The 15,546-nt window shown below is 41.4% G+C and carries 17 protein-coding genes and 2 pseudogenes; 10 read left to right on the forward strand and 9 right to left on the reverse strand.

The window, feature by feature from the left end:
* Positions 1–138 precede the first annotated feature (138 nt).
* The 5 genes from FD724_RS12775 to FD724_RS12795 all read left to right on the forward strand — a co-directional run bounded on the left by FD724_RS12775 (position 139) and on the right by FD724_RS12795 (position 4,431).
* Positions 139–861, forward strand: coding sequence for an NnrU family protein (locus FD724_RS12775; RefSeq protein ID WP_174708816.1), 723 nt, complete (start codon positions 139–141; stop codon positions 859–861).
* Positions 862–1,275: 414 nt separating this feature from the next.
* Positions 1,276–1,662, forward strand: coding sequence for a co-chaperone YbbN (locus FD724_RS12780; RefSeq protein ID WP_179072891.1), 387 nt, complete (start codon positions 1,276–1,278; stop codon positions 1,660–1,662).
* A gap of 220 nt (positions 1,663–1,882) precedes the next feature.
* Entirely contained in the window at positions 1,883–3,985 is a 2,103-nt protein-coding gene (locus tag FD724_RS12785) for an NAD(P)H-quinone oxidoreductase subunit 5 (RefSeq protein WP_179072892.1), read from the forward strand.
* Between the two features lie 117 nt (positions 3,986–4,102).
* The gene (locus FD724_RS12790; protein WP_114084362.1) at positions 4,103–4,294 is read left to right on the forward strand and encodes a type II toxin-antitoxin system HicB family antitoxin; all 192 of its coding nucleotides are present in this window, start codon (positions 4,103–4,105) and stop codon (positions 4,292–4,294) included.
* 32 nt (positions 4,295–4,326) lie between these two features.
* Positions 4,327–4,431: a type II toxin-antitoxin system HicA family toxin gene (locus FD724_RS12795; RefSeq protein WP_256874593.1), complete on the forward strand. Its 105-nt coding sequence runs from the start codon at positions 4,327–4,329 to the stop codon at positions 4,429–4,431.
* Positions 4,432–4,608: 177 nt separating this feature from the next.
* Here FD724_RS12795 and FD724_RS12800 read toward each other — a convergent pair whose 3' ends face one another.
* From FD724_RS12800 to FD724_RS12810, 3 genes are all read right to left on the reverse strand, one after another.
* A complete protein-coding gene (locus tag FD724_RS12800) occupies positions 4,609–4,794 on the reverse strand; it encodes a hypothetical protein (RefSeq protein ID WP_179072894.1) in 186 nt (61 codons plus the stop codon).
* A 71-nt stretch (positions 4,795–4,865) separates the two neighbouring features.
* Positions 4,866–5,192, reverse strand: coding sequence for a type II toxin-antitoxin system RelE/ParE family toxin (locus FD724_RS12805; RefSeq protein ID WP_179072895.1), 327 nt, complete (start codon positions 5,190–5,192; stop codon positions 4,866–4,868).
* 4 nt (positions 5,193–5,196) lie between these two features.
* Complete coding sequence (locus tag FD724_RS12810) at positions 5,197–5,454, reverse strand: hypothetical protein (RefSeq protein ID WP_114084366.1); 258 nt, start codon at positions 5,452–5,454, stop codon at positions 5,197–5,199.
* A gap of 349 nt (positions 5,455–5,803) precedes the next feature.
* On the opposite strand from FD724_RS12810, the gene FD724_RS12815 reads away from it, so the two are divergent.
* Positions 5,804–7,381 (forward strand): NAD(P)H-quinone oxidoreductase subunit 4, encoded by a 1,578-nt coding sequence (locus tag FD724_RS12815; protein ID WP_179072896.1) that lies wholly within the window; start codon positions 5,804–5,806, stop codon positions 7,379–7,381.
* Between the two features lie 282 nt (positions 7,382–7,663).
* On the opposite strand, the gene FD724_RS12820 is transcribed toward FD724_RS12815, so the two are convergent.
* The gene (locus tag FD724_RS12820) at positions 7,664–8,617 is read right to left on the reverse strand and encodes a DUF4351 domain-containing protein (RefSeq protein ID WP_179072897.1); all 954 of its coding nucleotides are present in this window, start codon (positions 8,615–8,617) and stop codon (positions 7,664–7,666) included.
* Positions 8,618–8,637: 20 nt separating this feature from the next.
* On the reverse strand, positions 8,638–11,238 hold the full coding sequence (locus tag FD724_RS12825; protein ID WP_179072898.1) for an ATP-binding protein: 2,601 nt from the start codon (positions 11,236–11,238) through the stop codon (positions 8,638–8,640).
* Between the two features lie 421 nt (positions 11,239–11,659).
* Here FD724_RS12825 and FD724_RS12830 point away from each other — a divergent pair, with 421 nt between their 5' ends.
* The 3 genes and pseudogenes from FD724_RS12830 to FD724_RS42050 form a co-directional block, all read left to right on the forward strand.
* Positions 11,660–12,382: a Uma2 family endonuclease gene (locus FD724_RS12830; protein WP_179072899.1), complete on the forward strand. Its 723-nt coding sequence runs from the start codon at positions 11,660–11,662 to the stop codon at positions 12,380–12,382.
* 148 nt (positions 12,383–12,530) lie between these two features.
* Positions 12,531–12,917: pseudogene (locus FD724_RS12835) on the forward strand (hypothetical protein); the annotation flags it as partial.
* 138 nt (positions 12,918–13,055) lie between these two features.
* Positions 13,056–13,379, forward strand: a pseudogene (locus FD724_RS42050) (hypothetical protein); the annotation flags it as partial.
* 37 nt (positions 13,380–13,416) lie between these two features.
* On the opposite strand, the gene FD724_RS12845 reads toward FD724_RS42050, so the two are convergent.
* The 3 genes from FD724_RS12845 to FD724_RS12855 form a co-directional block, all read right to left on the reverse strand.
* Positions 13,417–13,626 carry a type II toxin-antitoxin system HicA family toxin gene (locus tag FD724_RS12845; RefSeq protein WP_114084372.1) on the reverse strand — a complete coding sequence of 70 codons (210 nt, stop codon included), beginning with the start codon at positions 13,624–13,626 and terminating at the stop codon, positions 13,417–13,419.
* A complete protein-coding gene (locus FD724_RS12850; RefSeq protein ID WP_114084373.1) occupies positions 13,623–13,823 on the reverse strand; it encodes a type II toxin-antitoxin system HicB family antitoxin in 201 nt (66 codons plus the stop codon). The genes FD724_RS12845 and FD724_RS12850 overlap by 4 nt, the downstream gene beginning before the upstream one ends.
* A gap of 169 nt (positions 13,824–13,992) precedes the next feature.
* Entirely contained in the window at positions 13,993–14,631 is a 639-nt protein-coding gene (locus tag FD724_RS12855; RefSeq protein ID WP_114084374.1) for a hypothetical protein, read from the reverse strand.
* Between the two features lie 170 nt (positions 14,632–14,801).
* On the opposite strand from FD724_RS12855, the gene FD724_RS12860 reads away from it, so the two are divergent.
* The gene (locus FD724_RS12860) at positions 14,802–15,044 is read left to right on the forward strand and encodes a CopG family ribbon-helix-helix protein (protein WP_179072900.1); all 243 of its coding nucleotides are present in this window, start codon (positions 14,802–14,804) and stop codon (positions 15,042–15,044) included.
* Between the two features lie 46 nt (positions 15,045–15,090).
* Here the strand turns inward: FD724_RS12860 and FD724_RS12865 are convergent, their stop codons facing one another.
* Positions 15,091–15,534, reverse strand: a complete 444-nt coding sequence (locus tag FD724_RS12865; RefSeq protein ID WP_179072901.1) for a DUF29 domain-containing protein — start codon at positions 15,532–15,534, stop codon at positions 15,091–15,093.
* Positions 15,535–15,546 lie beyond the last annotated feature (12 nt).

Consider the following 15,546-nt stretch of genomic DNA (forward strand, 5'->3'; position numbering starts at 1 on the left):
GATTTGTTGCATATTAAACTTGAAGACTTGACTCGAAAAGGACAGTAGCACAACATCTTGACTAAAGTCTCCTTTGGAATACTTTGTGGTATTGGTTGTACTGAATTCAATTTTCTTTAAATTACTTCACCCGTCTATATGCTGCTGATTTCTTGGTTGACACCCAGTCATTTTGTCATACTGGGGTTACAAATAGTTTTTGCGATCGCTCACAGTGGAGGCGCTGCTTTGCGTCCTTGGGCAGAAAAGTATATTGGCCCAAGGCTTTATCGCATTTTGTTTGCATTAGTCAGCCTCCCGTTGGCTGTGATATTAATTATTTACTTTTTTGGGCACCGCTATGATGGTTTGCAACTTTGGCAGGTACAAGGAGTGCCAGGAGTACGAGAATTTGTTTGGCTGCTGTCAGCAATCTCGTTTTTGTTTTTATATCCTGCTACCTTCAATCTACTAGAAATTGCTGCCATTCAAAAGCCCCAAGTTCATCTCTACGAAACAGGAATTATTCGAATTACCCGTCATCCCCAGATGGTGGGACAAATAATCTGGTGTGTTGCCCATACTCTCTGGCTGGGTACTACCTTTACCCTGGTAACTTCCATTGGATTGGTGTTGCATCACTTGTTTGGGGTTTGGCACGGGGATCGCCGTTTGAGCGATCGCTATGGGGAAGCCTTTGAAATTGCCAAACAACGGACTTCAATTATTCCCTTTAAGGCAATTATTGACGGCCGTCAATCTATCTTATGGCAGGAATTTCTCCGCCCTTCCTATTTGGGAGTTGCTATTTTTATCGCTTTGCTTTGGTGGTCGCACCCTCTGTTGATGGAAGCAACTGGTAGAATAAAATGGGAAATTTAAGCGATCCCCAGTGTCAGCAGAAAATCCCAAATAGATTAGAATTTCCGCTTATCAATTACCCCGAATCAATGTAGGATAAATTCAAACATCTATCAGTGGGGGTGCGTTTAGTCAGCTTAAGATTTTATATTGGTAGTTGAAGACCCGTTGTCTTTCCTTGGGAGTCAGTAGCAGATTCAGTCAAATCCCAGGCGGACAAAGCAATCAGGAGTCTAACATCCGAAAAAGCCACAGTGAGAGTCGCAGTGGCTTTTTACGTCAGAGACACATCAACACACTGAATTTTTGCCCAATTATTCTGTGTCCTGAGATTTGGTTCCTGAAAGCATCTATCGGCAGTTACTGACTTACCAATCCTTCACTTCAGTATTGATAGGTAGTTTGATATAAAAACCTTATAATCCAAGAGGCGTCATGGTGTTGTCGGTTAGTGAACGGACATTTACTCAAGAAGTTTTAGAATCACCTATTCCTGTTTTAGTTAACTTTGAAGCACCTTGGTGTGGCTTGTGTCGGATTATACACCCACTGTTGTTGCAATTTCAAGCCCAATGTGGGGACGAAATTAAATTAGTTGGGGTTAACGCCGATCAAAATTTTAAATTGTCTACTACTTATAAGCTAAAGTCACTGCCAACTTTACTACTGATTCAAAATGGCACTGTTCGCCATCGCTTGGAAGGCTTTCGCGGCAGAGAAGATTTACGTCTAGCTTTAGAAGACATTAAAGCCAGCTACAGCAATTACGCGAAAATCTACAAGAGTCCAAAAACAGTGGACTTAGAGTGTCGGTCAGCTTGATGAATATTGGGAATAGGGCATGGGGCATAGGGCATGGGGCATTGGACAAATGACTAATGACCAATGACTAATGACTAATGACTAATGACCAAATCTAAAACCATGCTTAACACCCCACCCAATCAGTCTTGGGTGGGTTATTTTATCCTAAAGGGTGTGTGTCACAATTATTAACAGTTTCGACACGCTAAATCAAGAATTCTAAAAGTAGGCGTCAGTGATGGAAGTAATCTATCAGTATGCCTGGCTGATTCCGGTGTTCCCTCTTTTTGGGGCAATGCTGGTCGGTCTAGGGTTAATCTCGTTGAATCAGGTGACAAACCGCCTACGGCAGCTTAACGCTGTGGTGATTATCTCCATGATGGCAGCAGCTATGGGGCTGTCGTTTGCCTTGTTATGGAGTCAAATTCAAGGACATGCGCCTTATCTCCGCACCTTTGAGTGGGCGGCAGCAGGTAATTTTCACCTGAGCATGGGCTACACTATTGACCACCTGACAGCCCTAATGCTGGTGATTGTCACAACAGTAGCCTGTTTAGTCATGGTTTACACCGATGGCTACATGGCTCACGATCCCGGCTACGTGAGGTTTTACGCCTATCTCAGTTTGTTTGGCTCCTCAATGTTAGGTCTGGTGATCAGCCCCAACCTAGTACAGATTTATATATTCTGGGAACTTGTGGGGATGTGTTCCTACTTGCTGGTCGGCTTTTGGTACGATCGCAAGTCAGCAGCAGATGCCGCTCAAAAAGCGTTTGTTACCAACCGTGTCGGCGACTTCGGTCTCTTACTCGGCATTCTGGGGCTGTTCTGGGCAACAGGAAGCTTTGATTTTAATATCATGGGCGATCGCCTCGCTCAACTCGTAGAATCAGGTTCGATCAGCAACTTCCTCGCTGTCCTGTTGGCGATTTTAGTTTTCTTAGGACCAGTAGCGAAATCAGCCCAATTCCCCCTCCATGTCTGGTTGCCAGATGCAATGGAAGGTCCCACCCCCATTTCTGCCTTGATTCACGCGGCAACAATGGTGGCGGCTGGTGTTTTCCTCATTGCCCGGATGTACCCAGTATTTGAACACGTTCCAGCCGCAATGAACGTCATTGCCTATACTGGGGCGTTTACGGCGTTTTTGGGGGCAACCATTGCCATTACCCAAAACGACATCAAAAAGGGCTTGGCTTATTCCACCATTTCCCAACTTGGTTACATGGTGATGGCAATGGGAATAGGTTCCTACAGTGCTGGATTATTCCACCTAATGACCCACGCCTATTTCAAGGCGATGCTGTTCTTGGGTTCAGGTTCAGTAATTCACGGTATGGAAGGTGTTGTCGGTCACGACCCGGCCTTAGCGCAAGATATGCGGCTGATGGGTGGACTGCGGAAATATATGCCCATCACCTCAATTACCTTTTTGATTGGTTGCTTGGCAATTTCTGGTATTCCGCCTTTTGCTGGTTTCTGGTCAAAAGATGAAATTCTAGGGAAAGCTTTTGAGGCTAATCCATTCCTCTGGTTGATTGGCTGGCTAACTGCCGGAATTACTGCTTTCTATATGTTTAGAATGTATTTCATGACATTTGAAGGCAAATTCCGGGGTACTGACGAGAAAATCAAGGAAAAACTCAAGAAAGCTGCGGCCACAATTGTCCTGGAATTAGAGTCAGAAGAACTAGCCCCGAATTTTGGGCCTGGGGCGATGAAGAAAGGAGAATTGGCGGCAACCAGTCAGCAGCATGATTCCCATGACTCCCACGGGCATCACAGCAACTCCCCCCACGAATCGCCGTGGACGATGACCCTGCCGTTGGCACTGTTGGCTGTGCCTTCTATTTTGATTGGTTTGGTGGGAACTCCCTACGCCAATTATTTTGAAGAGTTTATCTTTCCTCCTAGCGAAACCCTCTCCGAAGTTATAGAAAAGGCTTCCGAGTTCAATCCGACGGAATTCTACATCATGGCAGGTGCCTCAGTCGGAATTTCTTTGATTGCGATTACCCTGGCTTCGCTGATGTATTTGCGCCGTAAAATTGACCCGGCTGCGATCGCTGCTCAAATCAAACCACTTTATGAGTTATCCCTCAACAAGTGGTACTTTGATGACATTTACCATCGGGTTTTTGTCCTCGGCTTGCGTCGCCTAGCTAGACAAGTTATGGAAGTTGACTTCCGCGTTGTCGATGGTGCTGTTAACCTCACAGGCTTTTTCACCCTTGTTAGCGGTGAAGGTCTGAAGTACCTAGAAAACGGTCGCGCTCAATTCTATGCCTTGATTGTATTTGGGGCAGTTTTGGGCTTAGTGATTGTCTTTGGTGTCACCTGATTTTCATAGGGGTGGGCGACTGTCCGCCCCTAAGTTTTTTAAGAGTCTAAATTAGACTCTTTTTTTGGCGGATAGTTCAGTAATTCGATAGTTTAGAAAAAGGCAGCGAATAGGCACATGACAAAGAAGAAATACATTTATTGGCAAGATGATGATATGTGGTTAGGTTATCTGGAAGAATATCCTGACTATTGGACTCAAGGTGAAACCGAAGAGAAGCTAAAAGAAAATCTACTCGATATTTACAGTGAATTAACAAATGGAAATATCCAAAATATTCGTAGAGTTGCAGAACTTGAAGTTTCATGAAACGAAGAGATTTAATCAGTAAGCTTGAAGAAATGGGTTGTATCTTCGTTCGTCATGGTGGCAAACATTATTGGTATCAAAATCCAATCACAAAAATTTCTCAAGCTGTTCCCAGACATAGAGAAATCAAAGAGTAACCTGCAAAACATATTATTAAGATGCTTAGTGATGAAGCTTGCTAACACTAAGTTAGAGCCGATCTTTGAAAGCGTCCGACGGGCGGTGCGTAACTCCTATGAATGGAAGAAACAAGTAAAATCCTCTTCCATCCTGACTTGAAAATCAAACTTTGGCTGATAATCAGCAATTAAATATTAAAGTTTTCTTTTGATATCATCTGGTGGTTCAAAAAAAAGATCAAAACCTCCGTTGGGAATAGTTTGACGCAAAAATCTTAAATGGTCGTCTGCATCTTGGCGGTTAGCAAAACGGGCGATGGTGTGAGATTGGGTAATAACTACAGTCAGTTGGTAAAGATTAGTGAAATTGGAGAAAGGCATGAAGTTATTGCTATGGGAGACAGACTACACAGTAGATAAATGATATGCGATCGCGCTTTATCTATGTATGGCTATGTCTTTTTAATTGCATCTTCAATCTCTTCTAAGCTCACATCCGCCTGATCAGATTTTGCATAGATGAGTAGAAGTAAGACGCATTCAGGTGAGATAACCTGATAAATCACCCTATATCCACCACTTTTGCCCGTCGGGATATCACTGTTTTTTGCTCTAACTTTAAAAACAGTCAAGTCTATCCCAGAGATTTGATCGCCGATAAAATTCCCAGCCTCTAGCTGATCGATAATGGGTTGAATGTCAATTTGAATTTGGCGATAACGTTTAGTCAGAGTTTTGAGACGGCGCTTAAAGGGAGGTGTAAAGCGAACTTCTGGCATAAATCTAGGCTTCGATATCGTCCCAAAGCTCTGAAACTGGCAAAGTTTGTCCTACTGCTGCTTGTCGCACAGACTCTTGCAAATCGGCTAATATTTGTGCTTTTGGCTCTTGTTCATCAATCCAAGCTAAACCACTGACGTTATCAGAATTTATGGAACTTATAAGCTGTTGCCAAAGTTCTACAGGGACGAGTACATCTGTTGTTTCTCCATTTACGTTGGTCACATAACGAATCTGACTTTCAATTTGTGCGATTATCATAGTGTTATTTCTCCTGTGATGCTTTTTTGTACCGAATCAACACTAAACAGCATCTTGTATTTTTAGAGATGTGGTAGGCTACGCGTAGACGCAAAGCGGCTTGTCGTAGACATCACACCGCTTAAATTCTAGTTTACCAACTTTTTTAGGGTAAATTTTTGACTTGACTGGGAGTATCACAACCTACATTCCGCACGCCCAAAGGTCAAAAGAGACTCCCAACAGAAGAAACGGGGGATTGCCAATTTAATTAAATCAACCTAACGAGGAAGACGAAATCCCCAAAAAGCTGTTACTTAATAACTAGTGACTTTTTGCCAAACATGATTTTGATAGCAGACGAATTGTGATGAATATAGCTAATTTTCCGTGGCTGACGACGATTATTCTGTTTCCGATAGCCGCGTCGCTACTTCTTCCCGTCATTCCTGATAAAGAAGGCAAAACAGTGCGCTGGTACTCCCTTATCGTGGGGCTGATAGATTTTGCACTAATTGTTTATGCTTTTTATACTGGGTATGATTTCTCCAATCCAGATTTGCAGTTGGTGGAAAGTTACCCCTGGGTACCACAAATGGGTTTGAATTGGTCAGTAGGGGCAGATGGTTTATCTATGCCCCTAATTATTTTGACTGGATTCATTACCACGCTGGCGATTTTAGCAGCTTGGCCTGTCACCTTCAAGCCCAAGCTATTTTACTTCTTGATTTTGGCGATGTATGGCGGTCAGATTGCCGTGTTCGCCGTCCAGGATATGCTGTTATTTTTCCTGGTGTGGGAACTGGAACTAGTACCGATATACTTCCTGCTATCGATTTGGGGAGGTAAAAGGCGGCAATATGCAGCGACCAAATTCATTTTATACACTGCTGGCGGTTCGCTGTTTATTTTGCTGTCTGCCCTGACAATGGGATTTTACGGCGATACGGTGACGTTCGACATGAGAGCGATCGCCTTAAAAGATTTCGCCCTGAATTTCCAACTAGCCCTCTATGCTGGCTTCCTAATTGCCTACGCCGTCAAGTTGCCGATTATTCCTTTGCACACGTGGCTACCTGATGCCCACGGTGAAGCAACAGCCCCTGTACACATGTTATTAGCAGGTATTCTCCTGAAAATGGGCGGTTACGCCTTAGTTCGGATGAATGCTCAAATGCTCCCCGATGCCCACGCTTATTTTGCACCAGTGTTGGTGGTTTTGGGGGTAGTTAATATCATCTACGCTGCCTTGACATCCTTTGCCCAGCGCAACCTAAAGCGAAAAATTGCCTACTCCTCAATTTCTCACATGGGCTTTGTGATGATTGGTATTGCCTCCTTCACCGATTTGGGATTGAGTGGCGCAGTATTGCAAATGGTTTCCCACGGGTTAATTGGGGCGAGTTTGTTCTTCCTGGTTGGCGCAACTTACGATCGCACCCACACTCTAATGTTGGATGAAATGGGCGGTGTAGCGAAGAGAATGCCGAAGATTTTCGCTATGTTCACCACCTGTTCGATGGCTTCTTTGGCATTGCCAGGGATGAGCGGTTTCGTAGCAGAATTGATGGTATTTGTTGGCTTTGCTACTAGCGATGCTTATAGCTCTACCTTCAAAGTCATTGTGGTGTTCTTGATGGCAGTTGGAGTGATTTTAACTCCGATTTATCTGTTGTCGATGTTGCGAGAAATTTTCTATGGAGAAGAGAACAAGGAATTAGTTTCTCACCAAGCTTTGATAGATGCCGAACCCCGTGAAGTATTTATCATTGCCTGTTTGTTAATTCCAATTATTGGTATTGGTTTCTATCCAAAATTGCTGACTCAAATGTATGACGCGACAACTGTACAATTGACAGCAAGATTGCGTGATTCCGTGCCGACATTAGCACAGCAAAAAGAAGAAACGCTAAAAGTTTCTTTGAGTGCGCCGGAAATTGGTAATTAAGTTGCGATCGCTAGTTTAGTTTTAATATTGATTGCTTTGAGGGCAGGTTTTATACTTGCCCTTTTTGTTACTCATTCGTAACTTTTTATGGGCAAGGTAAAAACTAAATCATTGAACTGATTTAAAAAATCCTGTATAGGGCAATACAGTTCAGTTAAGCCTCGAAATCATTTGTAGAGACGTTGCATTGCAACGTCTCTACAGACCTAAAATCAGTACCAAAAATCCTTAACTGAACCGTATTGCTGTATAGGGTTAAGTGAATTTTTATAAAAATAGATTTTAAGCTGATTGATTTGTTTGCAACCACTTAAGCAAATCTTCCATACCAGTAAAATCTAACAAAGCTTCGCCAAGGGTTTCTAATTGATTTAAAGAAAGAGATTGGATGCGTTCTTGCAATTCTGGTGATAATTCTCCCACTCGTCTTTGTAGTAACCTTAAAATAAGTCGTTGTTCACCTTCTTGTTCCCCACGCTCGTAGCCAATGCGCTCACCTGTAGTTACATATCTCATAGTTCGCTCCTGCTCAAATTGTTTAAACTCTTCCCAAAACTGATTTTCTAATGCCTTTGGTAATATCATAACCCAATCGATAAATCTATACAGGTTGCGAATATCCTGCTCTTCTAAACCTAAATCATAGAGCCTACGAATCAAGCTAAATTTCCATATTTTGCGTTGTTCTGGTGATGAGCGTGTCTGTTGTGTTTTCAAATGCGCCATGACAACGGTTGCAAATGGATTATCGCTATTTTCTAACTCGTGAAAGCGATTTTCGTAATCCAAAAGTTTAATACTGCCAAACTCAAAGTTTAAGCGAGTATTGGGGTAATTGTAACTGTAATTACTTGGTCGCCATTCGCGGTTTGGATCGCAGAGAATTGCAAGGCTTATTGCTGGGCGATCAAAGCGGTCAAATATACGAAAGTTGTAGGTAAACATCCGCTTACTAAAGTTATCTTCTTTTTGTGCTTGAATTTCAATATGGACTAATAACCAAAGTTCTTCCCCTTGGATTTGCCAAACTTTGACTAATTGATCGGCATATCTTTTACCTTGTTCGGCTTCACGAGCTATTTGTTGGAATTCTTTATCTAGAAATTCGTAGGGACGTTCCCAATCAATTAATGCAGAAGTTTCTGGAAAAAAGAAATGCATTGCTTGGGGAAAATAAGCTTCTATAATTTCTTTCCAAGGGCTATCAAAATCAGCGCGGTCGTTAACATTAGTCATGTCATTTGCCTAGAGTGGCATCAAATTCTGGATAGAGTAGCAGTACTTGTAGTAGCTAGTGTAATACTTTGAGAAATCGGAATCTCAACCCAAAATTCTGCTCCCTGTCCTGGTTCCGAAATACACCAGATAGCTCCATTGTGTTTTTCTGCGACAATCTGAGCGCTAATTGCCAATCCTAATCCTGTGCCTTTACCTGCGGGTTTTGTGGTAAAGAAAGGGTCAAATAATCGTTGCTTAACTGGTGGGGTTATGCCAGCACCATTATCTGCAATTTGTATAGTTATACGATCTGGGTTGCGTAACTGAGTACGAATTACAATTTGGCTGGGGTTCGCTTCTATGTCTTCAAGAGTTCGCTGACTGTTATAACTATCTAGGGCATCAATGGCATTACTGATGAGATTCATAAATACCTGATTGAGTTGTCCAGCATAGCAATCTACTAAAGGGATATCACCATATTCTTTTACTATTTCAATTCCGGTATTTCCAGACGTTTGTTTGAGGCGATTTTGTAAAATCAGTAGGGTGCTATCAATACCTTCGTGAATGTTGACAGGCTTCATATCCGCTTCATCAAGTCGAGAAAAATTCCGCAAGGATAGAACTATTTCACGAATGCGATTAGCTCCCATTTTCATTGAAGTTAGGATTTTAGGTAGATCCTCAGCTATAAAGTCAAGGTCGATCGCTTCTATATAAGCTTGTACTTCATCTGTTGGATTAGCATAGGACTTTTGATAGAGTTCTACCAGTTCCAATAAGCCCAGCGTATATTCATTTACATGGGTCAGATTACCGTAGATAAAGTTAACTGGGTTATTGATTTCGTGAGCTACCCCAGCTACTAATTGACCTAAACTCGACATTTTTTCAGTTTGAATTAGTTGAGCTTGGGTCTGTTTGAGATTGTGCAGTACGTGGTTGAGTTGTTCTGCTTGAGTAGTTGCAGCAGCAGTCGCAGCGCGGCTTTGATTATACAATTGGGCTTGGTCAATGGCGATCGCTAACTGGTCAGCTACGCCTCGAATTAGTTCCACCTCTTCATCACTCCAAGAACGCAGCGCCCTACTATGTTCGCAGACAATCACACCCAAGCGACCCGACTGAGTTTGAACCGAAACTGTTAGGAGAGACTTAAAACCCAATGTCACCAGTAAATTCCGATTTTTGAAATCAAGCCAGGGATCTGTCGCAATGTCATCAAAGCAAAGCAAATTCCCTTGCAGAATAGCCTCACTCAGTGCTTCCACATTCTGGATAGGAGAACAGCCTAAAGGTTCTGGCAAGTCGGAAGCCCAAGCTTGTTGACTGAGTTCAAAACTAGTAGATTCATCTTCTTGATGACACCAAAAAAACTGGCATCGATCAATCTGTAGCAGTTCCCGAACTTCAACAACTACTGTACTCAAAATCGTATTTAGATCCAGCGAGTTGCGAATCTGACTAGATAAACGAGTTTTAAGAATTTTTTCCCGTTCAACTAGCTTTCGTAACTGAGCTTCCGACTGCTTTAACTCTAGCTGGGCCATCTGACGATTGACACTAGCTTTTGCTAGTAGCCAAGAACCAATACCAATGAGTCCTACTAACCCAGCATATAGAAGTAGCAATTGGCTCAAAAATCGGTTTGATTTGGCCATCAACATCTCTGGCGATACCCATGAGACAATCTTCCAATAATAGGATTTGGTATCAATTTGATTTTGGCTCGGTGCAAAAGCCTGTCCTGCTCCTGTACTAGATTTTTGTCCTTCAAGAAGTGGATAAACTGTAGTAAAAGTGAACATTCCCTCAGCAGTTTGGAATTGTCCCGATTCTTTTTGAGAAATTTGCTGCCATGCTTGGGGAAAAGTTTTGCCAAAAGTGTGGTTTTTGCGCTCGGGAAACATAAATCCCCATTCGTCCTCAGATTTAGCCCCTTTTAACCAATAACCATCAGCATTCAGCAGCATTCCCTGACTAGGTACGTTAGCGAAAGCTTGATTAAAATTATCCAGCAGTTTAGCACCGAAATAATTTAACACTACAATGCCTCGTTTTTGTCCACGACGATCAAAAACGGGAGTGCCAAAGCGGATCATTGGCTTCAAGGGTTGTTCAACCTGACCTCGTTCAATGTTGAGGTCAAGGGGAGAGACAAATACTTCTCCTTGGTTCAGTCGCAAAGTGTCATTAAACCAGTAGCGCTTGGCTTGCACTTGCAGTTTTTCTTCGGGGACAATCTCTGGTTCACCCTGTTTGAAGTTGACTCTGACAACTTCTTTACCTGATTGATCCAAAAAGCGAATTTGGTCGTAAAGTTTTTTATATTGAGAAAATGATAAGAATTCTCTGGATAGTGCCTGTTTATCTTGATCTACTCCTTCTAAAATTTTCTGTAGCTCGTTTTGTTTAGAAATGACAATCAAATCTGAAACAACGGAGTGAAAGTCTGCGCTAATTACTTTTGTTTGTAAATCTACCTTGTCAAGTTCATTAGTTTTTAATACAATTTTCTCAGTCTGTACCTGTTGGTAATAAATAGTCCCTACAACACTTCCAACGAAAGCCGATAATGGTAAAAAAACGGCTAAAAAGTGTTTGATTAAAATTCGTGAATGGATCTGTGGTGACATATCTGATACTTAAGTACGATTCAGAAAAAAATCGGGCTAAAAATCAGCTAAGTTCCAGCTACGCCATATTTTCGGAGTCAAGGTTGAGAAAAGCCTTTTTCTCTTGGTAGGTATAGCTAATCAGCCCAGCTACCAAATTCACCATGAAATTGAATACTCTGCGACTTCTGGAATGTTCTAGTTGAACAATATTCCACCCTTTTTTGCTATTGTGGGTTAGACACTCTCATAGTCAGTACCGAAAAATTACCTAATTAGAAAATTACACTTGCAATTGCTTTTCAATACTGAAAATAAAGAGAAGCTATGGCTACGACAGGCTATTCGGCATCGCTAAAAATGGTTCTTTATTCTGTCGCTGCGATCGCACATCAATAGATTACGTACAATCTATCTAGAATCAGATTTGGCAAAACCGCTCATGTTAAACTACAATCCTCTACATTGTTTGCCATCTTCCGAAGAGCTACCCGACTCAAATGATACCGCTGTGGATAATGAAGTCCAAAATTTAATTCCCGGCTTGCTGAAAACGACACTGGCTTTAGTTTGGTGCGATCGTTGGGATTGGTTTTTTGGCGTTGATATGGGTATTTATTATCACCCAGACAAACCAGCCATTGTTCCTGATGGGTTTCTTAGCTTAGGAGTTAAACGTGTAATTGATGAGGACTTACGCCTAAGTTATGTGCTATGGGAAGAAAAAAAGCTGCCAATTCTAGCACTAGAAGTTGTTTCTCAAATATATCGGGAAGAACATAGCAGCAAGAAAGAACTCTATGCCAAAGAATTAGGAATTTTGTACTATGTTGTGTATAGTCCCCTTCGCCGGAAAAAGACACCTTTGGAGGTGTATCACCTAGTTGATGGGGAATATATCTTAATGTCAGGAAATCCCGTTTGGCTACCAGAAATTGGTTTAGGAATTGGACGAGAACGGGGAATTTATCAAGGTATAGTCCGGGAATGGCTGTACTGGTATGACGAAGAAGGGCAAAAATTGCTCACACCCGAAGAACGCATTAGAGAAGCGGAAGAACGCGCAGCTTTTGAAGAAGAGCGACGTGTGGAAGCAGAACAAAAAGTGAAAATGTTAATTGAAAGGTTGAATGCGCTTGGTGTTGATCCAGAAACTTTGTTATAGATTCACCAAATTTCGTAGTTTTCGCTGCTTTAATGTTAATTAGCTTCCTGGGTAGGGAATTATATCTATAAGCAACTAATAGCTTAACGGTACAAATCGTAATGACTTGTTGCTAAATAAATATATTTATCAAAACCTTCGTCAAAATATGGAAGTTAAATTAGGATTTGGAGCAGTCCCAAAACCTCAATATGTCTTTGTCAGTAAAGAGCCGGATCACTGCTGGTATATGCTATCCGACGATACAAGACAAATCCCAATTTATGAGAGAGCCTTGACTGGGGTAATAACAGGGATAGAAGTTAATAAAAAAGTGGAAACTTCACATGGAGAAGCAGAAAAAACTGATTTGCATATTCTGGCAGATAAACCTTATGTTATCCGCTCAGGAAGTGAATCTTACTTTTCTAAAAGTTTGTTGCTTTCACTTGATGCCTTGACTTCTGAACAATTGCATCATCCATTGACGATTGCAGTCAGTCCTGGAGAAAGAACAATTGTATTTTGTGCAATTTATAATCCAGTTACTTATCGTTCTATAGGCAGGGCGAACGCACGGGATTTCTGAAACCCTTGCTGGGCAAGGATCTTGATGAAAAAATAGGCTAAATTAAAAAACGCCAAAACCCTTGCTATTAAAGGATTCTTATACTTTAGATGCGTTTGCCCTGGTTCTATAGGTGTTAGTTGGAATGGGCACAGGGAAATTGACTGGCAAGCTTTAGGACAAAAAGTAAGTTTAAAAATTAATTGTATTCAAAATTTATATCAAAATGAAATCCAAATATCCGCTAATACAACGGCATCAGAAATTCATACAGTTTTGATAGCTCAAAGTGACACATATTTAGCCCAATTAAATTGGACTCCAGAGCAGGGAAGGGAGTATTTGCAGCAGAGATATGGCAAGCGATCGCGTCTACAACTCACTGATACAGAAATTCTGGATTTCATTGATTATCTGAAACTACAACTAACCCAAAACTGTTCAACTTAGCTGCTGTTATGTGAGCTTTGGATAATTGCGATCGCTTTTAGTCCAAATCTTCTTCGGTAAGTTCAGCATCTTTCATAATGCTTTTCAAAGTTCCAATCGGTAAATCTCGATTACTATGAACCGGAACGGAGAGGATAACATCAACACCTTCTTTTACGTAAATATGATGACTGCCAGTAATCCGTTTCAATTCCCAACCCTGCCGTTCCAAAATTTTACAAAGTCCTTTACCTGAAACCGCTTTCATAGCGATATTTCAACCAACTGTTTCTCCGGGTCAAGTTCTTCTCTTTCGCTAGCAACTTCCAACCAACCTTGAATTGCATCTTGCAACATCTCTAACAAATGTTCATAGCTGTCTCCCCAAGTGTGGCATCCGGGTAGGGCAGGTACAGAAGCACACCACACACCGTCTTCTTGCCAGATAACTGCTTTAATTTTCATTACCAATCATCTCCACAAGATTGCGACTAATATTCTAGCGTCAAGCCGAGTGCGATCGCTTGTCCATTACATTGAGATGTTAGCCTCCCACAGGGTGTGATCGCACAAAGTGTAGTTGCTAAAGATACATAAATTGCTGGGTTTTATTGCTTCAAATCAATTTACTAATCTACACGCAAGCAATTGCCCTTACTTTATCAAAGAGTTGTTCAATAGGACTATCTAACGTCAGAAAATCGTCTGTTGGCCATTTTTCATTCAGTAAACAAAATAGCTGTTCCCCAACTCTTGAATCATTACCAAAACCACCCCAATTACAACTAGTCATAACTACAAGAAATATCTTTGCCTCTTCGGAGACTTCTTTTAATTTCTGTTCCCGATATTGAAAATGCTCATCCCAATTTTGTCGATGCCAACCAAGTTGTGTTTTGCATTCAATAATGGCAAGTAATTCATCGCCACGCCAGACACTAATATCAGGACGTATAGTGTTACGTTTTCTTTGGAGTGGACGTTCTGAAGCGATTTCCAAGCCAAGATTTTCTAAATCATTAAACAACTTGAGAAAGAAGAGTACTGTTTCTACAAAAAAGTCTGAACCGGCTTGAGCTACCTCCTTCTTAAGAAACTCCTTAATTTCTAATTGAGAACAATAAAAAGCACGCAAACGCTTTGCGATTGCCTGTGAATAATCAAACTCACTAGAGAATGTACTGATCTGTTTTATTTGCTCGTATGAACGTTTCAATGCTGACGCTAAATTATCCAATGTATAAGCATATTCATCTTCAAACTTCAAAGACATAATTTAAATATGTAAACTATTTGACTGGTATCACCATAATGAACTACCTCAATGCATAGGCGGATGGGGAATTTCACTGATTCTGTGAAAAATTTTAACTATCATGTCTTTGTTTACAATGAAAAATATTGCAATAGAATAATGTATTGCAATACAACTTTCATAAGATAATGAGCCAAGAAAATATTATGTTTTGGGTAGATAGCGATCGCAAAGCTGCACTTGATGCGATCGCAGCTGGAATGAATCGCGATCACAGCTACATACTTAATGAGGCGGTAGCCGCCTATATAGAGATGTATCAGTGGCAAACCGAGGAAATTCAAAAGTCGATTGCTGAAGCGAATACTGGAGACTTTGCCGATGATGAAGAAGTAAAAGCGACTTTTGCAAGACTCACCAATGTATATTAAGTGGCTGCGTAAAGCGCTTCATACCACACAGTAACAATTACACTTATCAAATATCGCTTGCTTCCGGTAGCCAGTCTTCATCCAACACTAACTCTAAAGAATATGGGCACTCTTCTGGAAAAACGGATAAAAGTATCCCTGTTTGCTTGGTTGCTTGGCGACGTGCCCTTTGATAACTTTCCTCAAGTTGCTCTGTAGGATAGTTCTTAAGACTAGGACTATCTTCTATCGCTAACTCAATTTGGGTGCGAGAATCAGTGATAGAATCCAGCCAACTATCTGAGCGACGCTGGGGTTGATATTGCCACTTCAGCAGATGCAAGAGTAAGCGAGTTAGTTGACTGGCAATAGCCCGCCTTTCACTTTTGCCCAAGCCTTCAACCTCTTCAATCAGATGTTCTACATCAACTTCATGCCAGCGATGCGATCGCAATAGTTTGGCTGTCTGCTCAATCCACAAATTAAAATCTGTTTTATAAGTTACGTTCATAACCATTATCGA

Origin of the sequence: Nostoc sp. C057, assembly GCF_013393925.1 — a bacterium.
Lineage (GTDB): Bacteria > Cyanobacteriota > Cyanobacteriia > Cyanobacteriales > Nostocaceae > Nostoc > Nostoc muscorum_A.